The sequence below is a fragment of the Vibrio sp. 99-70-13A1 genome (assembly GCF_013114625.1).
Lineage (GTDB): Bacteria > Pseudomonadota > Gammaproteobacteria > Enterobacterales > Vibrionaceae > Vibrio.
Genome location: NZ_VTXD01000013.1, coordinates 113442 through 135380 on the forward strand (window position 1 = coordinate 113442; position 21939 = coordinate 135380).

Here is a 21939-nt window from a genome sequence, read left to right on the forward strand (position 1 = left end):
CAGTATAAAAGGGAAATAATATTAGTGAGTTACAGCAGTCTCAACTTGTGATTTTTCTTTGCTTTTTAGCCATACAAGGAGAGCACCTAACACTGCAATTGGAATCAAAGGATCAATCAAGGTTCCACCTTTACCAAACACTAGGTTAAGAATCATGATGATACTTGCACCAATTGCCCAAGCGATGGTTGAAGACACCGACCAGATCTTGATTTGGTCTGCAAGTTCAGTAATGCCTAACGTACGGTTGATGATGTGGAAGTATGAATCGTTCAAGTGAGAAAAGCCTACTGGACCTACTGCACAAGCAAGAGCTACAAACACAGGGTCTAGACCTAGAGTCTCTACTAAAGGCAATGTCATGGTTGCAGCAACCATCATAGATGCTGTTGCTGAACCTTGAATTAGACGAAGCATTGAAGCAATGGCTAATGGTACAAGTAATGGTGGAATACCACTGCTTGCAATAGCCTCAGCGACTTGAGGACCAGCACCAGATGCTTTTAGTACCGCACCCATTGCCCCACCACAACCCGTCACAACAAGAATCAAACCGGTAGTAGACAGTGCATCATCCATTGAGCTAACCATATCTTTACGTTCGATGTGGCGGGTAAGACCATAAAGCGCCATAAGTACACCGACCCCTACCGCAACCACTGGATTACCAATCAACGAAATTACCATGTGCATTGCGCTATCACCTTGACCAACAAGCGTGTTGATTAGGATGAATGCAATTGGAAGAAGAATAGGACCAAAAGATAAGAAGTTACTTGGTAGTTCTTTGTCGTCCGTTTCTTTTACTTTTTCTAGGTTTGCCCAATCAGCTTGGTTAGTGATCCATGTTTCACCATTTGGCACACGGTAGTATTCATTACCTACGCGGCGAATGTAAATCATAGAAAGCAGCATCATAGGGATAGAAACCATCAAGCCCCACAACATATATTCGCCTAGGTCTACACCAAGAATACCGGCTACGGCAACTGGTCCCGGTGTTGGTGGCACAAGTGCGTGTGTAATCAGTAGACCAAGAGCCAGAGTCACACCTAGACCCACTGCTGATTTACCTGTGTCTCGTGAAATTGCGCGAACAAGGGAATGTAAAATGATGTACGCAGAATCACAAAAAACGGGAATCGCAACTAATACGCCAGTAAAGCCCAGAGCTAAGTCTTCACGACCTTTACCACATAGCTTTACAAACGTTTTTGCCATTCTTACCGCAGCACCAGAACGCTCAAAACATGCACCCATGATTACGCCAAACGCGATAATCAAACCAATGCCACCAAGCACACCACCAAAGCCCGCTTTGATCGCATTAATTAAATCGGTTGGTGCCATACCTGCAAATAAACCCATGATGATACTGGCAATAATCATAGCAAGAGCGACTGGGATTCTCGTTTTAATGATCATACCCATCATGGCTAAGATGCCAATTATAATGCCTATCAGTGCTCCATCCATTTTATGTTCCTTCTGTTTCTTATTGTTGTGTTTATGTAGGGGTGCTCGTGAGCGAACGTATCACTCACGAATCTTTATAATTTTATTGTTATTACAGGTGTCGCTATTGTTGTTGCCGTTATCGTTATTAAGATTGCAGCAGTTGTTGTTACTGCTTAATGCTGAACGTTAAATACGTAACGGATTAGCTTTATAGGTAAGGTTTCACCCAACCAAGCCCCTCTTCAGTGGTGCCTTTAGGGTTATATTCGCAGCCAATCCAGCCTTGATACCCTGAGTCATCCAGCACATTAAATAAGTGCGGGTAATTCAATTCACCTTCAGAGGGCTCGTGCCTTTCTGGCACTGAAGCAATTTGGATATGGCCGGTATAAGCCGCCACTTCACGGATCAAAGTACTTAGGTCACCATCCATTATCTGTGCATGGTACAAATCAAGTTGCAGCTTCACATTTGGTCTGTCTACTAACTTAATCAACTCAACAGCTTCACGCTGATGCGCTACAAAATAGTTCGGTGCATCACGGCTATTAAGTGGTTCAATCATCAGTTCAATGCCTTGCGCAGCAAATTTATCCGCGGCAAATCGAATGTTTGAAATGAAAGTTTCTACATGCTGTTGCCTTGTAAAATTAGCGTCCATCAAACCTGACATTGCATGTACTTTTTTGCAGCCTAAAGCCTTCGCATACATAAGTGCAGTGTCGACACTGTTTTTGAACTCATCTTCACGACCAGGGATTGCCGCGAAACCACGCTCACCCGCATCCCAATCACCTGGAGGCATATTGAAAAGTGCCTGTTCAAAACCGAATTTTTGCATTTTTCCAGCAAGAACATCTGCTTCGAACGCATACGGAAAGAGGTACTCCACAGCTTTGAATCCTGCTTGATGTGCTTTTTCAAAACGCTCCAGAAATGGTACTTCTGTGAATAACATGGTTAGATTTGCTGCGAATTTTGCCATTATTTGCCTCTCCCTTTTAAGTCCGTTACTTCTTCATCAGTGAGGTAGCGGATCTCTCTATCTTTTAGTAAGAACGCCAATTTAGCGGTCTCTTCTAGCTCTTCTGCATTATCAACGGCATCAATAAAATCGGTACCGGTTACGACAGGGCCGTGGTTCGCTAACAAGAATGCTCGGTAATCACCTGCTCTTTTCGCCAGTTCTTCAGCGATTTGTGGATCGCCAGGGCGCAAATAAGGAATCACCGGTAACTCACCAATTCGCATCACGAAATACGGCGTAAACGCCCTAATTGCATTGTTTCGGTCTAACCCTTCCAGACACGACAATGCCGTTAAATAAGTAGAATGCAGGTGAACAATCGCATTGCATACAGGATTATTACGGTAAATGGCTAAATGGAATGCCGCTTCTTTTGATGGTTTTTTTCCAGAGAGATGATTGCCATCGATATCAACAACGGATAATTCCTCAGCAACAAGGCGACCAAAAGAAGACCCCGTTGGCGTTGCTAAAAAGTGACCATTGGGTAATTTGATAGACAAATTGCCTGCCCCGCCGGTCGCGTAACCACGCTCAAACATAGAACGAGCGAGCGTGACCATTTGCTCTCTTAATTGCTGCTCGTTCATCATAATTTCACTCATCTGAACCTCGCTTATGAAAAGAATGACTGCGCTTTAGCAAAAAAGTTTTCGTCACCAAAATTGCCAGATTTAAGCGCCAATGAAAGATCACCCTCAACGGATTTCACCCAAGGCACACCCGGCGCAATTTGAGGACCGATATGGAAACCTTTTACCGCTAAACTTTGAGTCACAACCCCTGAGGTTTCACCACCAGCGACGATAAAGTTTTTCACACCGTGTTGTTGCAGCGTGATAGCTAATTGACTAAAGAACTGCTCAACCGCATGGCTTGAAGCTTGCGCACCAAATTCTTCTTGAATCGCTTTAAGTGCAGCGGCATCTGCGGTTGCGTATACCAAAGGTGCAAATTCACTTTGGCTATGAGTCATCACCCAATCGAAGACTTCATTGGTGTATTGCTCATTGGTTAAGCAAGCTTTCACATCGATAGCAAAATGAGGAGCAAGTTGTTTGTACGTAGTAACTTGTTGATTAGTCATGACCGAACAAGATCCAGAGAAAATAACGGTCGGCGCTTTTACTGGGCTGCCGGCATGCTTTGCATCACTTTGGTCGGCTAGATGTTCCGTCCAGTTTTTGGCAATACCTGACGCTAAGCCTGAGCCACCAGTGACGAGCTTCAATGATTTAGCAGCTTGCCCTAGTGTCACTAAATGTTCGGCATTAAAAGCATCAACTACCGCATAGCGATTCCCTTGGGTTTTTAACTCTTCAAAATGAGTAGTGACAGCATCAGAACCTTGTTCAATCGTTTGGAAATTGACCAAGCCAGAAACACCTTTCGATTGTGCGTCCATCATCCGAACTACGCTCGAATCTGTCATTGGGGTAACGGGATGATTGCGCATCCCTGAATCACTTAATAACTCACCAAAAACAAACAAGTGACCGTTATAAACAGTTCGTCCATTAACAGGCAAGGCGGGACAAACCATAGTGAAAGATTCACCAAGCTCTTCCAAAAGAGCATCCGTTACTGGACCAATATTGCCTTCAGCAGTACTGTCGAACGTAGAGCAATATTTGAAGTAAAACTGTTGGCACCCTTGAGATTCAAGCCATTTAAGTGCAGCTACTGAATCAGTTATCGCCTCATCTACCGGACAAGAGCGAGATTTAAGGCTGATGACTACCGCGTCTGCCGCTGCATCAAAATCGCCCGTAGGAATGCCATTTAATTGAATGGTGCGCATACCGTTTTCAACTAGGAAACCAGCAATATCTGTTGCGCCTGTAAAGTCGTCTGCAATAACACCTAATAACATGATTATTTCTCCACTTTCGGCGCATTCACACCCGGTAAGTCAATGCCTTGGAATACTTTGATAACAGCACTGTCGTCTTCTTGACCAAAACCAGCATTACTCGCACTCACAAACATATTCAATGCGGCACTTGATAGCGGTAAAGGGAACTTCAAGTCTTGAGCTGTATCAGAAACTAAATTGAGATCCTTAACAAAAATGTCGACCATTGATTTAGGAGAGTAGTCACCGTCAACCACATGTTTCATGCGGTTTTCGAACATCCAAGAATTACCCGCAGCGTTAGTGACTACGTCATACATCAAATCAAGCGGGATGTTTGCTCTTGCCGCTAATGCCATCGCTTCTGCGCCAGCAGCAATATGAACACCAGCCAGTAGTTGATGGATGATCTTCACTGTCGCACCAAGACCAATCGCTTCACCAATGTTGTAAACTTTTGCCGCGGTGGCATCGAGTACTGGAGTCAATGCTTCGAATGTGCTCACAGCACCAGAAGCCATGATTGTCATCTCGCCCGATTCTGCCTTTACTGCACCTCCGGAAACCGGCGCATCGAGCATCACAAGACCATATTCAGATAACTGAGCCTCGATTTGCTTTGCATCTTCTGCAGAAATCGTAGCTGACACCATCACTGGGGTATTCGGCTTCAATGCTCCTGCCAAACCCGTTTTAAATAACACAGTGTTTACCTGCGCAGCATTCACAACTAATACCAAAACCGAATCTAGCTTGTCTGCAAACTCTACCGCACTGGTCGATACCGCTTTTGCACCATATTCACCTAAGGTTTCAAGCGCTTGAGGGTTCAAGTCGAAACCATATACATCAAGCCCTGCACGCACACATGACTTTGCAGCGCCCATTCCCATGGAACCTAAACCGATAACACCAACAGATTGAACTTCACTCATAACAGGATGCCTTTCACGTAATTATTAAATTCTATATTTTGTTAATTCTTGTTTATGTTTGTGATTATATGTGAAGCAACCGAGTGCGACTTAGTGACAAGTCACATTTTTAACAAAAGTTAACATAAAAAGATGATTTACTCCTTTGTAGGCACTGAAAAACAGTATTCACAGCCGTTGTCACAGTTCGAGTAACTATTTCACAACAGATATTCACATATGTTCACAACGTGAGGAAAGATTGATAGGATGATGAAAAATAAGAACATAGAAGAATAATCATGATTCCAGCAGAACGTCAGAGAACCATTTTGTCACTGCTATCACACCAAGAAGTGATCAGTATTTCTGAGCTCGTAGAGCACCTAGAGGTTTCTCATATGACCATTCGTCGAGATATCGTAAAGCTAGAAACATCTGGAAAGGTCATTTCAGTGTCAGGTGGTGTGCAGCTGACTAAAGCGCTGCATAGTGAATTATCACATGACATAAAGGTAGAGCAGCAAGCCAGCGAAAAAGCTCAAATTGGTCAACTTGCTGCGCAACAAGTTCCAGAGTTATCGACTATTTACCTTGATGCAGGAACAACCGCTTTGGAGATCGCCCATCAACTTGCAGGTCGCGATGATCTACTGATCATTACCAATGACTTTGCAATTGCCGCGTATTTAATGAATAACACTCAATCTGAGATCTACCATACCGGAGGCAAAATTGACCGTGAAAACCAATCCAGCATTGGTAGTAAAGTGGCTGAGTTTTTGAGGGGGATGAATATTGATATTGCGTTTATCTCTTCTTCATCTTGGAACTTAAAAGGGTTATCCACGCCATGTGAAAATAAGGTATTAGTCAAACAAGCCATTGTTCAAGCTGCTCATACTAACTACCTCATTTCAGACTCGACCAAGTACGGTCGGATCGCTAGCTTTCATGCTCTAGATATGAGCGAGCTTGATGGTGTCATTACTGATATTAATCTTTCAAGCAGTGTGATCGATGAGTTAAACGAAAAAGGCCTGAGAGTTATTAAGCCAGTGTAAAGTCTGATAAAACCATTAAGCCCGTGATTTTATCAAGAGCTTAATGGCTGAGTATTCCAATGCCTCTCAGCATGTGCCTTAGAAGTATTCTCGGATTGTTTTATCTAACAACTGCTTACTGGTAGGTTTAGATAGTCGCCCATCCATCACCTTATTAATTTTTTCAATCTCGCTCTTACCAGACTCTCCCGATAGAGCAATCACTGGTAAGGTCGGCTTCAACAGCTTGATCAGCTTGGTTGCCTTAAAACCATCCATAACTGGCATTTGAACATCCATAAACACAATATCAATAGGATTTTCTTCAACGCACACTAAGGCTTGCTGGCCGTTTTCAGCTTCGTACACGGTTGCCCCAATTTGTTCTAGATAAATACGAGTGAGCGCGCGCTGACCTTTATTGTCATCCGTTACCAGAACTTGAATACCTTCTTTCACACTTGATTTAGGCAGGTAAACCTTTGATAGATGGTCTCTCAAATTATCCGTATCAACAGGGTTGTTAGCGTAGTTTTCTCTTCTTACATTAGAAGTCACTTTAGGGAAAACTAACTTAAACTCAGTGAACTGCCCATAAACAGACTGGCAATGAATACTGCCATCAAACAAAGTCATAACTCGCTTACAGTAACTCAGCCCTAAACCGCTACCGCCGTATTTTTGATGCGTGAAAAAGTCATCAAATATCCTTTCCACCACCTTGGGGTCAACGCCCGGTCCATAATCTTTAAACAAAATCTGATTGAACTTTTCACCTGATTTCAGCTTTATCTCAATACGGCTCTTAGGGTAGTCATCAAAATAATGCAGAGCATTCCTCAATAAATTGAACAAGATAAAGCTGAACATAGTGTCATTCACATGCACTAAGTAGTCTTGCCCTTCAGGTTCAAAGTGGACTCGGTTAGCAGTAGTATCTGACTCAAAAGCATAGTCATCTAATACTTTATTAATAAGCTCAACCACAGAGTAATAACGCAATGAATCTTGGTTCAAATAGAGGTCATGCGCTTCTCGCAATGTGGCATCAATCAGTAAATTACCGCGCTGAATCGCATCCCTACCTCGATTCACCTCTTGCTCCAGCAAAGTATCTTTCGGCTGACTAGAAGCAAATTCACTTATCTTTTCTAAATGCAGTTGAACCTGAGCTAAAGGATTACGCATTTCATGGGCGATAGATTTTGCCATTGCTTGAGAATGCTGAACTTTACGCTCGTTATGAATATATGGCCACGCTTTCTTCAATAGCTTTTGGAGAGCAGAAATCTCTTCATTTGTGAAAAGTGAACCATCACGCTTCCCCGAAGACATAATGAAATACGACAACGTATTTTGTGTGTCATGTAAAGGTAGAATCATCGCGGTATTACTTTTCAGCATTTTGTCACGAACAGCGTGCAACTTATGATTGGGTTGGCTACTCACCTCGTACTCAACCTCTTTAAACAATAAGGCTGAACGGGGTTCATTAAGCACTGAAGAGTAAAGGGCATTTGAACTTGCATCTAACACAAGATGTGTTTTATCTACGTGAAGAATACCCGCCAACTTTTCCATGGCTTGTTCGGTTGATCGTTGAAAATCGTCAACCAAGCCAGCAATTTTATCGGTCGGAGTAGTGATACTTCCATAAATCAGCACACTGAAAAGTGAACGGGCAATTCGCCAGATAAAACGCCAAGTACCAACAATTAATAATGCACTCCAGAGCACATATTTAAATAACTCTTCTTCAATGTGGAACCCGCCAAAAGACCAAGTAAGAAAAGAAACATACACTCCCAGCGTTAACGCTAAACTGCATCCGATGTACAAAAGGTAACGCCAGCTATAAAAGCGATTGCACATTACGGCGTACCCCATAAATAGCAATTCACTTATAGATAATGCTGGAGGGAGCCATGTCATTGAAAAATCGTTAAGAATCAATGTAGCAAAGAGGTGAACTAGAGTTGTGGACGTCATAAAAATGATGATGCCAGCAGCCATATAGGTCACTTTAAGACGCTTTATTTGGCTCTTTTTCAAGCCATACCAGAAAAGATTACTTAGCGTTAAAAAGACAAAAAGTAAGATAGTAAAAAAGAAAAAAGGTGTGCTTGAACCAAAGTGAAGAACAAAGTCACTTTGCGCTTTTATATCAATCCCCACTACCGTGAAACCTGGCAGTAGATTAATCGGCACAGAATATAAAGTCGCGAACCCTATTAAACCCCACTGCCACTTATGCAACTGACGATTTGCTTGATCAGACGTGACTTTGCATGAGAAATGAAATGCACTAACAAAAGCCATGTAAGAAAAAATATTGGCCGCTCTTGCCATTAATATCCCAGCATCATCCCCTAACCCTACGAGTAAACCGGAATGAAAGTAGGCATTACTAAGAATCCAAAACAGAATGAAGATCGAGTAAACCATGTATGAAACATAGACAGAAGTTAGGATCTTTTTTTCTTGCAGATAGATAAAACGTACAAAGTAGCTAAGCCAACAAAGTATGATGCAGCTTGTCGCTAGGAGTAGTGACAACTTAAAGTACGGGGCGATATTCACAAAGATGTCAGCCATTTGATGATTCCTTGCCTTTTCTCATCTTAGTATTTTTCAGACCCAATAATATATACACTAGCCTTGGCAAGTGAAATTGACAAAATAATAAGTACTGTATAGAAGTCGTTACAACAATATGCAACATTACACTAATAGCGTGATATCGACCCAAATAATGACAGCAGAATAGTTTAATGAATGGCAAGGGTAAGAATTTTGCTCTGAGATAATTTATGGTATTTTATGCTATTTATAAAAATCAACTCAATACGAAAAATTTAAAATAATGATACCGCTCGTAACTAGTGAAACTTCTTAGAAAAAAAACGCCTAAAACACAGGTTTTAGGCGTTTATTATTATCAATAATAGTCGTTCAAAGCTTAAGTCCAAAGCTTAACTTGCTGCCTTCTCCCACTGAGTCAGCAGCGCCATAATATCTCGTGAGTCATTGATGGTTGCACACGGGCGTTGCAGTTGTTTACACCCTGCTTGAATGGCTCCACGAATATTTCTAACTTGATAATGGAAACCATCTCCCTGCGCTTTTACTGTAACTTCTCTTTGTGAAGATTCATAAACCTCCACAGTAAATCGATTTTCAGTAGAAGGTAGCCAAGGGTTAGTCGTCAATGTGATACAACCTTTACTCCCCAAGATAGTAAAGTGATGTTTCAAGCCATGATCTTCAGCAGTGTGAATTTGCGCACTCACCGTATCATTAAAGCGCATTAATGCCGATGACTCACAAATATTCCCATCTAAGCCACGACGCCCTAACGCAGAAATATCAACACTGTCGAATATCTGATCGCCATATTGCAGCTGCATGACCGAGTGAATTAGCGACATTGGGTAGCAACCTAAATTATACAGCGCACCTTTGCTTGCTGGATTGACGAATTGATCAATCGCGGCAATATAAGAAGCTTGTATAGAGCGCACTTCACCAATCTCACCAGATTGCAATTCTGAAAGAAGTTGTTCAACCAGCGGGTGATTAAGGTACATTAAACCCTCTGCGAAAAAGACTTTGTTTTTTGCCACAGCAGCCAGCGCCAAATCGGTTTTTTCCATATCAATCGATAACGATTTTTCACACAAAATGGCTTTGCCCTTACTCGCCGCTTTGATTACATACTCATGGTGCACATGGTTAGGTAAAGCAATGTAGACAACGTCTACCGAATCATCGTTAAGAAGCGCATCGTAATTGTTGTATGACGTTGTGGGTTTGTACTGATCGATAAATTCATTAAGGGTAGCTTGCGTTCGCCCAGCAACAGCATACAACCCACTGCCTTCATCATTGTTTATAGCATCTGCCATCACGCCAGAAATAAAGCTCGTACCTAATATTCCCCACTTCATGCTGCTGTTCCTTCTTTGTGTGCGCTTTGGCTTTGGCTTTGGCTTTGGCTTTGGCTTTGGCTTTGGCTTTGGCTTTGGCACTGAGTTTTAAATGCTTGAACCAAATCCGCGAATCCGTGTTCAATAAAAGCTTGAGTATGAGGCATCACAAAGTGCGCTTGTATTGCAGCTTCATTTTGATAACGCTCCCACAAGATCACACGTTGTAGATCTTCAGAGTCGTAACTGGCAGTTGCCTGCAAACACCCGTCTTCACTTTGCATATCCAGACAAAATTGCTCAATCTCTTTTATAGCTTGTTCACGGTCTATGCCGTCTTTAATTTTAAGTTCTGCGGTGACAAAAATACTGTTATCCATCGGGAGTCTCACGTGTTCAGTTTCAAAATATGATGACTAATATAATTAGACACATTTAATTGATAAACTGACCTCTCGTTTATTGTTTATAAACCTATAGTGTTCAATAAGGTTTTAGTATTCCATAAAGTGATGGTGTACAAAAAAGCTATAAGCATACTTCTCTACCAAGCTTCGTAGTCCAAACTTGGTTTTATATTTAACTGTTATTAGTTGTAGGTGATGATTGATGGATAAGCTAACAAGCATGAAGGTATTTGCGTATGTGGTGGAACATGGCAGCTTTCGAAGTGCAGCCAATCACTTCAATTTATCGCCAACTATGATCAGCAAACATGTCTCATCATTAGAAGAAAGCCTGCATACTCGTTTGATTCATCGCACCACTCGTAAACAGTCTCTGACGGATTCAGGTAAACTTTATTTTCAAGAGTGCCAACGTATTTTAGAAGACATCAGTAACGCTGAGAACTTAATTCAAACCCTAGAAAATCGCCCTCAAGGTACTGTGACTATTAACTGCCCTGTCACCTTTGGCAACAAAGTGCTCGCCCCTATCGTGGCTGAGTTCCTCATTGAACACCCTGAAATAAACGTTGAGTTAATGTTGTCTAACGAGCTTATTGACCCTTATAAAAGTGAGACAGACCTGATAATACGAATAGGGGAACTAAGCGATTCGAGCATGGTGGCAAGGCATATTGGGGAGTACCAGATGATTTACTGCGCTTCCCCTGAATACCTCAACCAACACCCTAAAATTGACGCCATCAGCGACTTATCCCAACACCATTGCTTGGGCTTTCGTTATTCTAATGGTCAAAGCCAGCACACACTCAATGCACCAACCAGTCACTTTAAGAATAACCATACTCGGTTAGCATCCAATAATGGTGACGTACTGAAATATGCAGCCCTACAAGGTGTGGGCGTTCTGCTGCAGCCGTTAATTTTGGTCGAGCAAGAAATCGAGCAACAGCAACTCATTCATATTTTGGAAAGTAGCTCTCCCGAGGCTAAGCCCATCCATTTATTGTATAAAAACAAGCAGCTTTCTTTAAAAAATCGAACCTTTGCTGACTTCGTGATCAAGCGTTGTCGAAAAGAGCAAAATTAACCCAATGGACTCGCTAGATAATGGAGTTTAAACGCGTGACCTCAGTCTGAATATTGACTCTGGTTTGCTCTCGCTCAGTGCCCACTTGATCAGTCACGATTGAGATTTTTTGCCCACCGATCTTATGTACACTTTCAACGGTTCCATTATTCAACACGCCAGCAAAATTCAACTTCATACGAATCATATCTACTGCTCCGAAATCGCCACATTTGTGCTTCAAAATCGCCGTATCAATCGCGATATTTTCACAATTAAGACTCACTAGTGGCGAAACCTGAATCACATTAGAACCAAATATTTTATATTTAGCTTCTACATAACCGCTAGAAACCAGTTTGAACACAATATAAGTCGCGGCATTTTTACTGATTGAACTATGTGTGCTCAGCCAAAGCCTATCAATACACACGAGATACAAAGTCTCTAAATCATCAGCATAAACACCACCTGTTGAACTGAATGCTAGGCTCGACCTTTTTAAGCTTTGGTGGATAGAAGGGGATGAATAAGACGTGTAAAAAAGTCTGAGGTTATTGATGATTCTAGACGCTTCAATATCTGTTTTAACTTTAACAAACAAACGATAAGCCTTTGGGTGAAAAGGCCCATGATACTGATATTTATCGAGTGCTATGTAAGGCTATGTAAACGCTTAACTACGTGGGGGCAGAACGATGACAACATTGAATGATGTAAGGCAGAGCTATGATACCTAGCACTAACTCTGCCTAATGGAGACGATAAGTGAGCTACAACATCTCACCATTGATCTGCTGTAAAGCGCGGTTGAATTCATCATTGGTTTTCAGTTGCAATTGACCTTCTTCAATCAATGAATCGACGAGACTTTTATCTAAAGTTAAGTCTGTAGGAACCTGATTAAATTCATGTTTTTTCTGCAAGTCTTTCGTGTATTCAAAACCAATATCAATAAAATGAGGGATAACAGTAGTGGTTTCTGTCGAAGCTTCTTTCGCCCATTGTTCCATCGATTTAGTGAACAACGCCTTAGTTGCATCGTTATAACGGTGCAGCTGAATATCGGTAATAGAGTTTAAAGTTTGAGGCACTGAAGGCACTTCCATGCTTTGCCCTATACCCAACTCAGGACTTGTCGATGCATCAACTGAAATAACAATCACTTGGTGAGTACTTACACCACCCGGCATGATGTACTTACTATGAAAGTTACCTAATTCTAATAAGTCATAAATAGCCAGCAGCCCAAGGTTATCCGTAATACCGCCATCCACTAAATGAATGTAACGGTTACTGTCTTTATTTGAATACTCTTTAATATCTTGGATAGTTTTTTTCGACTGATAAGAAAGGTCATTCATGACCACTTTTGATGCCTTTCTTTTCAATTGTTCATTACAACCCTCATAATTTTCTAAGACAACGGGTTCAAATAAAACAGGCACCGCAGCCGAAGCCGCAACGGCTTTAGATATTGGGTATTCACCTATATCTGAACACAAGAAATCAAAGTACTCTTGTATAAAGGAGAAGCGTAGCCCGGTAGTAATGTCTGATGCATTGATAATGATATAAGGCGATTTTTGCGAGTCGATATCGCTAAACGTGGCAGAACCAAAAATTTTTTCTTCATAATATTGGTTAGCTGCATCTGTTCGCCCTAAGCTTGAAAACCAGTGAACTGGGCTTAAAAGAATAGAGACAAGATCATCTTTCACATCTCTATATAAGAAGTCGCTCTTATAGCTATCAAATATCTTATCTTGATGAATACCATAATAAGCTGAAGTGAAACTACCGCCTGAAACAGAGCTAATCACATCCACTTCATCCAACAGACGTTTCTCTTTGCCATTAATCATAATCTGAGTATCACGCAGCTGTTCAAGCACGCCGTAAGACAAAGCCGCCGCCCGAGTACCGCCACCAGAAAAGGCTAAAATGATGGTGACGTCATTCTCGGTTGAGCTCGCCAGTTCGGTAAACGAATAATCACTCACCTCTGTCACTTCATTTTCTATTGTCTCAATTGCGACATTGTTAGGCTGGTTAACCGAAGAACACCCTGACAAAACACCAACCATGATCAAGAACGTGTAAAAACGATTAACCATTACTCTTTCCTATTTAAAACGACAATTTTATATAACTGAATACGGTTTGCTGAATGCTTACATTAAGCGCATGAAGTAAGGGATGATCAGTGCATTCGCTAAATCAATAAAGAACGCACACACAAGAGGAACGATAATAAAGGCTTGCGCCGAATGACCGTATTTATGGCTCACTGCCGACATATTCGCCATTGCAGTAGGCGTTGAACCAAGCGAGATTCCGCCAAAACCAGCACACACTACTGCGGCATCGTACGTTTTACCCATTGCAGGGAATACTACGTATATATTGATCACAATAGCCAGTAACAATTGCATTCCAAGTATCGCAAAAATAGGGCCGGCAAGATCAATCAAAGTCCATAACTGCATACTCATTAAAGACATCGCGAGGAACGTACCCAGAGCAATTTCAGCAATCAAATCAATGGCAGCAGTACGTGTTGGCCACTTGGTGCCTGTGAGTCTTGGGTAAGAGTCAGGGATTAGATTCGTGATAACAATACCGGCAAACAAACATGATACAAAAAGTGGGAGTTGTAAGCCTGTTTGGCTGATGGCTTCATTTAGCAACACACCGATAATGACACAAACATGGATAGCCAATACCGCATCTAAAAACTCAAATGAAGTCATGGATTCGCGTGTATTTTTTGCTTCTTTCTGCGCGGCAGTGTTCGATTCTTTCAATTCCGAATTGGTAACGAGTTTGTGCTTTTTGATGAGATACTTCGCAATAGGACCGCCCATCAAGCTCGCTAAGATCAAACCAAATGTGGCACTGGCAATACCGATTTCCATTGCGCTTTCTAAACCAAATTCTTCTCCGACTCTTGGTGCCCATGCTATTGCGGTACCGTGACCGCCAATTAACGAGATACTTCCGCTAAGTAGACCAAATACAGGCTCAAGTCCAAATAGTGAAGCAACTGAGATCCCCACGACATTTTGCATAACCATAAAGAAAATCGTGATAGCGAGGAGTACCACTAATGGCTTCCCCCCTTTCATTAGGTCTTTCAAGCTCGCATTGATACCGATAGTGGTGAAGAAATAAACCAATAACACATCACGAGCCATTAAATCGAACTGAACTTCAATTGATGTGGTCGCGTAAAGTAGAGCAAACAGTGTCGAAACAAGGATCCCGCCAGAAACAGGCTCAGGAATGCTGAATTCTTTAAGAAAGCCAACGACTTGATTTAACCTACGCCCAATAAAGAGGACAACGATACCCATCGTGACGGCAAAAAAAGAGCCTAGGTGTAATATGTTATTTTCAAAATCCATAGTTTATTCCATTATTCAATGCATAAAGAGCAGTCTTCATTACTCTAATGATTATTCCAATAGATCCAATCATTTATTTAGATGGACACATCAATTCCAGAAATTAATAACAGAAAGAACAATTATTTTATAGACTTATATATTTATCGAATAGTGAATTCATGCCAATTTAAACATTAACCACTTATATAAAATAGATGAGTGAAATATTTAACCGTAAAAACATTATAAGATTGAAAGTGAAAATAAAAATAAAAACCGGTTATAATTAAAATAACCAATCGTTATAAATTCACTAAAACACCAAAAATAGTGAAAGCATAAATATTAGTAATAATGATTAATTAATAATAAACAAATTATAATTATTAAATAACAAATAAGATCGACTCTACCCATATTACTGGCTCCATCACGATTATGATGCTTATAACCTACATGGCTTTGCGATCGTTATCTGTAAGTCAAAGTAAGTGTTATCTTACACAATATGACAAAGCTCCCTGTTAATGTTCAATCACAGTTCAGATGTCCTCACTAACTGTGCAGCGAAAAAGAGACAACAAAAATCACAATACAACTTTTGTAGCTGTTGCATGTTCAATCAACCTCAACAACATAATCCCTAATATCCTCCCAAATTCCATTCCCAAGGTCATTACCTCCGTGAATCTTAGCAAGTCGGAGTATCTGTAATCGACGTAACGCTTTATTTGCTTTTTTGGGCTCAGGAAAGCTGGAAGTTAGGTTATGTTCCAACACTACACTTATTAGTTGATCTAAAGTATTAGGTAAAGAAAAGCGTTCCGTACCTAAAATGTGCTTAAGTCTACGCTCTAGGAGCTTCGCAGAATTCATCATCCCAAACCTATCAGGGTCAGTATCTACCGTATCAGTGATATCCTTCAGCACATATTGAGAGGGGATCGCTTTCCAACGAATCACAAACGCCATGCGAGTTTTACCGCTGTCACAACTGTGCGATGCATGCCATAAATCTGGAGAAAACACCGCAACGGATCCACTTCTCATATCTAAGGTATGAGAGCTCTCCCCCCAGGATATTGCGAGATCAACAAAGTCTTTCGCTAGAAAATCGGATTGAATTTCTGCACCATGTTTATGGCTTCCTGACAAAATACGTAGTGCACCATTAGAAGAATCAATATCATTAAGTGCTATCCAAGTACTTAAGTCATAGGTTTCTGATTGATTTATACGCCAATACCCTGAATCTTGGTGCCCATGCGTCGCTTTATTTATTTCACCCGATTTATAGATGATAGAAGCCCTTACAACTTCGATATTAGAACCAAGAACTTCTGAGACAATGGGTTCCAAGCGTTCAATCACATTGCTTGTCAGATGATCAACAATAGCACTGGGGCCATCCCAACGGCATACCGACTCTAGGTATGTACTCGTATTTAAATCAATAGATTTAGCCATGTGTCTAATTGCAGTATGAACCTCATCACACAGTATTTTCGCTTTATCGGCAAGAATATCATTTAACAGGAAATAACCGTTTTCACTGTAGAACTGTTTATCCATTTACTTAACCTCTCCTTTCCCACTTAAAAGTATTAAAACCAACAGCCGAAAACTTACTTACCCTTTGTTTAGACAACGACCAGCTCTCTCGGGGATTGTTGCTTCCTCAACATGATATAAAGACACCACGTTATAACAGCATCAAAGGTGATTCCTAAGCCAAACATAATGGCTACACGATCGAGTGTGGGTACAAACCAACCTAGTTGATAACAAATATACGCTGAACCATAAAATAGTGAGTTCACAGCCAAAGACTGATAAAGCATCAAATCAGTCCGACCAATACCATAGAAATAGCTATCAATGACATTATTGAACGCAAATACAATGTAGAAGCCAGCCAAAAGATAAACCAAACTGGTAACTTCCACAGCATTGCTCACACCCATAACACGATGAATAAAACTTTCCCACAGTGGTACCGATACCAACCAAAGTACAAATATCCCACACGTAACGATAAAATAACGATTTACCTTTTGGGAACTAAGCCCGTTATTAGTTGCAGCATCCTGTTTGATTAACTGGCCTAGCGTCAATACTGGTAGTAATAACCACCCCCAAATAAAACTATTTGCCACCCAGAAAGTTCCAGCATGCTGCAACTGGTTCATGAGTTGTAAAATCATGACTACAAACGCGGTGTTTCTGACAAATGATTCCAATCCTGATCGACTTCCGATTTTTAACCACTCTTTGAGCCACAAAGACTTTTCGAAAGTCATGGCTCGTAGGTCTAGGTCGATGTCATTGATTGAAAGCAACTTATATGAAACAACAACCAACAATGAATTCACTATGATGTTGGTGATAGCAATACCTGTCACTCCCAATTGCAATGAAACTGGCATTTGACTTACCAGCAATGTATCGCAAAAAAACGTCAACACAGTTTGTACAACCAGTAAGCAATACAATGCCTTCTGTTTATTGTGAAGTAGCAGCACAAGGTTGAAGAATAGGTAAGCGCTCGATAAAAAAATAGCAATGGATTCTAGTCGAATATACTTTATGGTTTGAGCTAACAGGCTTTCTTGCTGGTGCATCGCTGAAACTAATTGTGGCGTAAATGCGAAGACAAGCGTTGTGACTACTGCATAGATCAGTACAACCACTCCCAAAGATGCGGCTGCCCTCTGCTGAAATTCCTTAGAGTTCCTAATTACCTGACCCAGTATGAATGCAAGAGGAAGTAGCAATGCTTCGTTAATCACCTCATATCCGATATTTAACCATGCAACTTGAGACGCTATACTAAACGACCAAGAGCTGGGCATACTGCCTATGAAATGAATTCTTGTTGTTGTATAGATGAGCGGGATCAAACTGCTCATCATGAGAGTGAACCATAACTTAACGTTTATTTTGTCTACCGTAACCACTAGATCATCCTTTTATTCTAGTCGATGTAAAAATTCTGTTCGTGTAGAGAAGTATTTATCTTCCTCTATTAATTTAGCTTTTTCTAACCGGCTATACAGTTCTTCTATATATCGATAAAGCGCTCGATATTGCTTGATTTCAATGGTCATTGCACATGTAGTGAAGCTTTCCCAAGGGAAATGAGGGAGAGAAAGCGCAGCATATTTAGGAAGGTAATTGTGATCTGAAATCCCAAGAAGTAAGTGTTCTAACTGAATCGCATAATGCCTAATGATCATAGTATGGAACGAGTACTTATAGCTATCTTCAGATTTTAAAAGCTTTGGTAGCGAGCAAAATAGAAAGTAGGTTTCACTTGCGATTAATGCAGCGGAATCGCTATCTAGCTTCTGTTGCTCCAAGAAATGATTTAATTGAAGTCGTTCATCCTCGCCTCCCTTCATGATCGTAAATTCACAATTGTGTATTAACGACTCCCGGTAATATAACGCGATTTCAGATAACTGCTTTCCAGTCACTACCTCTACTAACATTCCGCTTTCGTAACGCAGAGTAATTTTATTATTGATAAGGTCAGCGTGGACTACATCATTCTTATAAACGTCTAAAAAAGCATCATACCAATCGACCGCAGGGGCACTAGTTTGTATAAAGTAATCGACGTCTGACATTATGGTCGCACAATTCGCACCAAGCGAACCATAGATCAATGCGCTACTAATCGTGCTTTGGCTTAAGACAAAATGATTAAGGTGATTAACAACTTCATGGTGTTCAATAGGAAATTCAGACCAAAATAACTCGAAGCTTTGTTCAAGGTTATATGTGTATGATTGCCAAACCTGACGCTGCCAACTCACTTCCAATGAAGATAGAGTTGTGCTTTCTTCTAGTCTCTGAATTGTATCTACTATTGATTGGCACTTTTTATACTCTGCAGGGTATGGAATTCTTGAGAATTTATCTTCATCAATTGCTGCTAGGTTTTCATCCATACATCGATTAACAACAATTAGCACACCACATTTGATATTAAGAGTAGCTTTAAGTCGTTCTGCAATTGAGCCACACCCTGTAAACTCAACAATAGCATGTGAGGTATTTTTAACATCGGCTACAAACTTGCAACTCGCTCGTTGTTCGCCCTTTAGACTTCCATCACTATATTGCTGCCTGTAATGGTCAAGAGATAAATAATCATAATCAGGGAGCTTTTTGTGTAACTCCCTACAAAGCGCTGACTTTCCAACGTTTAAATTCCCAAAAATATAAATATGCACTTACTGACCTTAGCGCGCTACTTGCACCAACCACTACATGTAAATAGATTACTGGTATTACGAAAAATAAGTCAAATCGCGTTTTCTTGAAATGAGTCCTCAATCGCTAGAAACCATAGCGGGGTATTTTTGAGCGAAAAGTGCCATGAGTTAAAATTCATAAAACCAAAATTCTGGGCAAAAATACGTAAGTAAAATTCTTACTGAAAGAACGATTTATCAGCACTTAGTTTTGTAAACATTGACGGATCTTAAAACTATACTGTATATTTAACCAGTACAATTTAAGGTCGTAAATATGCTCATCTTACCGATTTCTCCATCCAGTATTTCATGCTCGCTCACTTCGTGGGAGTCACCTGCGGCTGAATATGTTGAACTAGGTGTTTCTTTAGATTCTATCTTGGTGAATAACCCTAATGCCACATATCTTGCGTATGCCAATGGAGATTCGATGGAAAGAATTGGCATCTTCAATGGCGACTTATTAGTCATTGACAGGAAGCCACAAGCGCAACATTTAGATACTGTGATCGTCAGCCTCAATGGTGCATTCATGTGCAAAATTATCGATATACGTAACAGGCTTTTGCTATCTGCAAACCCTCATCATTTACCTATTGAGATTCATCCCGAAGACGCCTTCTCGATTGAGGGAGTTGTCATACGCTCTATACGCTTACATAAGCCATTGCCTGAGTTTATTTAATGTTTGCACTGATAGATTGCAATGCTATGTATGTCGCCTGCGAACAGGTCTTTCGGCCTGATTTACGACACAAACCCTGCATCGTATTGTCAAACAATGATGGGGCAGTGGTAGCCGCGAATAGGTTGGCAAAAGAGGCTGGAGTCAAAAAATTTGAACCTTATTTCAAACAGAAAATGCTCATTGAACAGCGTGGTATTAATGTTTTCTCATCGAACTACGCCTTATACGCAGACCTATCTGCAAAGATGATGGCAACAATTACGGCTTTTTCACCGAGAAGCCATATTTACTCAATAGACGAATGCTTTTTAGATATCGCCCATTTATCTCGCATTGAGCCAGATTTAACTTCGTTTGGTCAGCGAATTCGTCAAACCCTCTGGAAAGAGTGTCGACTTCCCGTTTGCTTTGGTGCAGGAGATACTTTAACACTCTCAAAAATAGCGAACAGAATAGCGAAAGTTAATAAAGAGCTGAATGGCGTTTGTATTATTGACTCTGAAGAAAAACGCCAACAATTTTTAGCTTCACAACCAATCTCAGAAGTATGGGGCATTGGTAGACGATTAACACAACGCATGAAGTTAATGGGGGTTGAAACCGCTCTAGACTTAGCGAATTTAAGCCCCGAGCAAGCGAGGTGCTCTTTCAATGTAGAAATTGAACGGACAGTTCGTGAGCTAAATGGTCAACCCTGTAAAATTTGGGACGAATGCAGAACGGATAAGCAACAAATATTTAGCACTCGAAGCGTCGGTAACCGAATAACTTCACTCGAAGAACTAAAACAAGCTCTTGCTTTTCACGCCTCCACCGTTGCAAGAAAAGCACGTAACCAAAAAAGTTCATGCCTAGTTTTAATGGCTTTCGCTAACACGTCCCCTTTCGATGACATACCACAAAACTTCAAGGAAACCTGCACGTTTGAATTCCCAACGAACGATACAAATAAATTGACCAAGGCAGTAACATTAATGGCAACTCGATTGTTTAAGCCTGGCGTCAGCTATTACAAAATTGGTGTAGGTGTGATGAGCTTAGTGTCCGATAGGCAACGTCAACAGGACCTATTTTCTGAGCCTGATAACCCTGCGTTGATGCAAGCGATAGATAAGCTCAACGTTCAATTTGGGCGAGATTCAATATTTCTCGCAGCTCAAGGAACGACACAAGAATGGGCTATGAAGCGTAATTTTTTATCGCCTCAATACACGACAAAATTGAAAGACCTACCACGTGTTCTTTGCCAATAAGCCACTTTGCAGAGCACTGTCAACTTTTCAAGGTCCATTTACTAGAGCTCACTGTCCAGTATTGATGGTGCGCATCACTGTCTTGCTTTTACACAAATCTGACATTGATGAATGCCATAAGCTATCGATATAAACATCAATATATTGTATTATTACATCCGTATTTATACTTATTAGGATTTTCTATGTTGATTCACGAATTTTCGAATAAGGACGTTACCGCTGAGCATGTAATTTTAGCTCAAGCAATACTAGCAGGGACTGCTCAAGGTGATAAAAGTAAAGCACAGCGCTTTATGATTTTTGTAAATGAGATTCCCGATGCGCCGACTGTGCAAAGCCTGATTCCACGCTTTAGTCAATTTATGAAGCGCTTTAAAGCCAGCTGACATTCAGAATACGTTACACAGGGATGTGTAATTAAGATCACCAATTCCCCCCTAACCACTACCTACTTTTAAACTCTATCTGACCCTATGCTCGTTCTATATCTAGCCATTGTTGTCGGAGGACAATAGAGTTTGATCAATTTTAAAAACGTTTCTGGACAATAATGTGTCAACAACTTTGCTAAATTAGAAATTAACAAATCACTTCAAGCAAGTATGGGTTGCTCAACTCCCTTAACTCAGTGTCCAGTATTGATGG

The 21939-nt window shown here is 40.9% G+C and carries 19 protein-coding genes; 5 read left to right on the top strand and 14 right to left on the bottom strand.

Going from position 1 to position 21939, the window contains the following annotated elements; genetic code table 11:
* Nucleotides 1-21: 21 nt before the first annotated feature.
* From F0226_RS10525 to ltnD, 5 genes are all read right to left on the bottom strand, one after another.
* Entirely contained in the window at nucleotides 22-1476 is a 1455-nt protein-coding gene (locus tag F0226_RS10525; protein WP_171735591.1) for a TRAP transporter large permease subunit, read from the bottom strand.
* Between the two features lie 190 nt (nucleotides 1477-1666).
* On the bottom strand, nucleotides 1667-2443 hold the full coding sequence (otnI, locus tag F0226_RS10530; RefSeq protein WP_171735592.1) for a 2-oxo-tetronate isomerase: 777 nt from the start codon (nucleotides 2441-2443) through the stop codon (nucleotides 1667-1669).
* The gene (locus F0226_RS10535; protein ID WP_171735593.1) at nucleotides 2443-3090 is read right to left on the bottom strand and encodes an aldolase; all 648 of its coding nucleotides are present in this window, start codon (nucleotides 3088-3090) and stop codon (nucleotides 2443-2445) included. The genes otnI and F0226_RS10535 overlap by 1 nt, the downstream gene beginning before the upstream one ends.
* Nucleotides 3091-3101: 11 nt before the next feature.
* Entirely contained in the window at nucleotides 3102-4358 is a 1257-nt protein-coding gene (gene otnK, locus F0226_RS10540; RefSeq protein ID WP_171735594.1) for a 3-oxo-tetronate kinase, read from the bottom strand.
* A 2-nt stretch (nucleotides 4359-4360) separates the two neighbouring features.
* Entirely contained in the window at nucleotides 4361-5275 is a 915-nt protein-coding gene (gene ltnD / locus F0226_RS10545) for an L-threonate dehydrogenase (protein WP_171735595.1), read from the bottom strand.
* Between the two features lie 281 nt (nucleotides 5276-5556).
* On the opposite strand from ltnD, the gene F0226_RS10550 reads away from it, so the two are divergent.
* Nucleotides 5557-6318 (top strand): DeoR/GlpR family DNA-binding transcription regulator, encoded by a 762-nt coding sequence (locus F0226_RS10550; RefSeq protein ID WP_171735596.1) that lies wholly within the window; start codon nucleotides 5557-5559, stop codon nucleotides 6316-6318.
* A gap of 78 nt (nucleotides 6319-6396) precedes the next feature.
* On the opposite strand, the gene F0226_RS10555 is transcribed toward F0226_RS10550, so the two are convergent.
* The 3 genes from F0226_RS10555 to F0226_RS10565 all read right to left on the bottom strand — a co-directional run bounded on the left by F0226_RS10555 (nucleotide 6397) and on the right by F0226_RS10565 (nucleotide 10603).
* Nucleotides 6397-8892, bottom strand: a complete 2496-nt coding sequence (locus tag F0226_RS10555; RefSeq protein WP_171735597.1) for a hybrid sensor histidine kinase/response regulator — start codon at nucleotides 8890-8892, stop codon at nucleotides 6397-6399.
* A 377-nt stretch (nucleotides 8893-9269) separates the two neighbouring features.
* Entirely contained in the window at nucleotides 9270-10244 is a 975-nt protein-coding gene (locus F0226_RS10560; RefSeq protein ID WP_171735598.1) for a Gfo/Idh/MocA family oxidoreductase, read from the bottom strand.
* On the bottom strand, nucleotides 10241-10603 hold the full coding sequence (locus F0226_RS10565) for an antibiotic biosynthesis monooxygenase (protein ID WP_171735599.1): 363 nt from the start codon (nucleotides 10601-10603) through the stop codon (nucleotides 10241-10243). Before F0226_RS10565 ends, F0226_RS10560 begins: the two co-directional genes overlap by 4 nt.
* 229 nt (nucleotides 10604-10832) lie before the next feature.
* On the opposite strand from F0226_RS10565, the gene F0226_RS10570 reads away from it, so the two are divergent.
* Complete coding sequence (locus F0226_RS10570) at nucleotides 10833-11720, top strand: LysR family transcriptional regulator (RefSeq protein WP_171735600.1); 888 nt, start codon at nucleotides 10833-10835, stop codon at nucleotides 11718-11720.
* A 13-nt stretch (nucleotides 11721-11733) separates the two neighbouring features.
* Here F0226_RS10570 and F0226_RS10575 read toward each other — a convergent pair whose 3' ends face one another.
* From F0226_RS10575 to F0226_RS10600, 6 genes are all read right to left on the bottom strand, one after another.
* On the bottom strand, nucleotides 11734-12303 hold the full coding sequence (locus F0226_RS10575; RefSeq protein ID WP_171735601.1) for a hypothetical protein: 570 nt from the start codon (nucleotides 12301-12303) through the stop codon (nucleotides 11734-11736).
* A gap of 169 nt (nucleotides 12304-12472) precedes the next feature.
* The gene (locus tag F0226_RS10580; RefSeq protein WP_171735602.1) at nucleotides 12473-13816 is read right to left on the bottom strand and encodes a patatin-like phospholipase family protein; all 1344 of its coding nucleotides are present in this window, start codon (nucleotides 13814-13816) and stop codon (nucleotides 12473-12475) included.
* A 57-nt stretch (nucleotides 13817-13873) separates the two neighbouring features.
* Nucleotides 13874-15106: a sodium/glutamate symporter gene (gltS, locus tag F0226_RS10585; protein WP_171735603.1), complete on the bottom strand. Its 1233-nt coding sequence runs from the start codon at nucleotides 15104-15106 to the stop codon at nucleotides 13874-13876.
* Between the two features lie 600 nt (nucleotides 15107-15706).
* Nucleotides 15707-16660 carry a phytanoyl-CoA dioxygenase family protein gene (locus F0226_RS10590; RefSeq protein ID WP_171735604.1) on the bottom strand — a complete coding sequence of 318 codons (954 nt, stop codon included), beginning with the start codon at nucleotides 16658-16660 and terminating at the stop codon, nucleotides 15707-15709.
* A 68-nt stretch (nucleotides 16661-16728) separates the two neighbouring features.
* On the bottom strand, nucleotides 16729-18045 hold the full coding sequence (locus F0226_RS10595) for an MATE family Na+-driven efflux transporter (protein ID WP_345776512.1): 1317 nt from the start codon (nucleotides 18043-18045) through the stop codon (nucleotides 16729-16731).
* A gap of 12 nt (nucleotides 18046-18057) precedes the next feature.
* Nucleotides 18058-19326: a hypothetical protein gene (locus F0226_RS10600; RefSeq protein WP_171735606.1), complete on the bottom strand. Its 1269-nt coding sequence runs from the start codon at nucleotides 19324-19326 to the stop codon at nucleotides 18058-18060.
* A gap of 298 nt (nucleotides 19327-19624) precedes the next feature.
* On the opposite strand from F0226_RS10600, the gene F0226_RS10605 reads away from it, so the two are divergent.
* From F0226_RS10605 to F0226_RS10615, 3 genes are all read left to right on the top strand, one after another.
* A complete protein-coding gene (locus F0226_RS10605; protein WP_171735607.1) occupies nucleotides 19625-20035 on the top strand; it encodes a S24 family peptidase in 411 nt (136 codons plus the stop codon).
* Nucleotides 20035-21291 (top strand): Y-family DNA polymerase, encoded by a 1257-nt coding sequence (locus F0226_RS10610; protein WP_171735608.1) that lies wholly within the window; start codon nucleotides 20035-20037, stop codon nucleotides 21289-21291. The genes F0226_RS10605 and F0226_RS10610 overlap by 1 nt, the downstream gene beginning before the upstream one ends.
* Before the next feature lie 185 nt (nucleotides 21292-21476).
* Nucleotides 21477-21680: a pyrophosphatase gene (locus F0226_RS10615; protein WP_171735609.1), complete on the top strand. Its 204-nt coding sequence runs from the start codon at nucleotides 21477-21479 to the stop codon at nucleotides 21678-21680.
* Nucleotides 21681-21939 lie beyond the last annotated feature (259 nt).

What these genes read in the sequence shown, in the direction of transcription:
- ltnD (WP_171735595.1), bottom strand. Translation starts at nt 5,275, where the DNA reads ATGAGTGAAGTTCAATCTGTTGGTGTTATCGGTTTAGGTTCCATGGGA.
- otnK (WP_171735594.1), bottom strand. Translation starts at nt 4,358, where the DNA reads ATGTTATTAGGTGTTATTGCAGACGACTTTACAGGCGCAACAGATATT.
- F0226_RS10605 (WP_171735607.1), top strand. Translation starts at nt 19,625, where the DNA reads ATGCTCATCTTACCGATTTCTCCATCCAGTATTTCATGCTCGCTCACT.
- F0226_RS10615 (WP_171735609.1), top strand. Translation starts at nt 21,477, where the DNA reads ATGTTGATTCACGAATTTTCGAATAAGGACGTTACCGCTGAGCATGTA.
- F0226_RS10580 (WP_171735602.1), bottom strand. Translation starts at nt 13,816, where the DNA reads ATGGTTAATCGTTTTTACACGTTCTTGATCATGGTTGGTGTTTTGTCA.
- gltS (WP_171735603.1), bottom strand. Translation starts at nt 15,106, where the DNA reads ATGGATTTTGAAAATAACATATTACACCTAGGCTCTTTTTTTGCCGTC.
- F0226_RS10555 (WP_171735597.1), bottom strand. Translation starts at nt 8,892, where the DNA reads ATGGCTGACATCTTTGTGAATATCGCCCCGTACTTTAAGTTGTCACTA.
- F0226_RS10570 (WP_171735600.1), top strand. Translation starts at nt 10,833, where the DNA reads ATGGATAAGCTAACAAGCATGAAGGTATTTGCGTATGTGGTGGAACAT.
- F0226_RS10560 (WP_171735598.1), bottom strand. Translation starts at nt 10,244, where the DNA reads ATGAAGTGGGGAATATTAGGTACGAGCTTTATTTCTGGCGTGATGGCA.
- F0226_RS10610 (WP_171735608.1), top strand. Translation starts at nt 20,035, where the DNA reads ATGTTTGCACTGATAGATTGCAATGCTATGTATGTCGCCTGCGAACAG.
- F0226_RS10565 (WP_171735599.1), bottom strand. Translation starts at nt 10,603, where the DNA reads ATGGATAACAGTATTTTTGTCACCGCAGAACTTAAAATTAAAGACGGC.
- F0226_RS10590 (WP_171735604.1), bottom strand. Translation starts at nt 16,660, where the DNA reads ATGGATAAACAGTTCTACAGTGAAAACGGTTATTTCCTGTTAAATGAT.
- F0226_RS10550 (WP_171735596.1), top strand. Translation starts at nt 5,557, where the DNA reads ATGATTCCAGCAGAACGTCAGAGAACCATTTTGTCACTGCTATCACAC.
- otnI (WP_171735592.1), bottom strand. Translation starts at nt 2,443, where the DNA reads ATGGCAAAATTCGCAGCAAATCTAACCATGTTATTCACAGAAGTACCA.
- F0226_RS10535 (WP_171735593.1), bottom strand. Translation starts at nt 3,090, where the DNA reads ATGAGTGAAATTATGATGAACGAGCAGCAATTAAGAGAGCAAATGGTC.
- F0226_RS10525 (WP_171735591.1), bottom strand. Translation starts at nt 1,476, where the DNA reads ATGGATGGAGCACTGATAGGCATTATAATTGGCATCTTAGCCATGATG.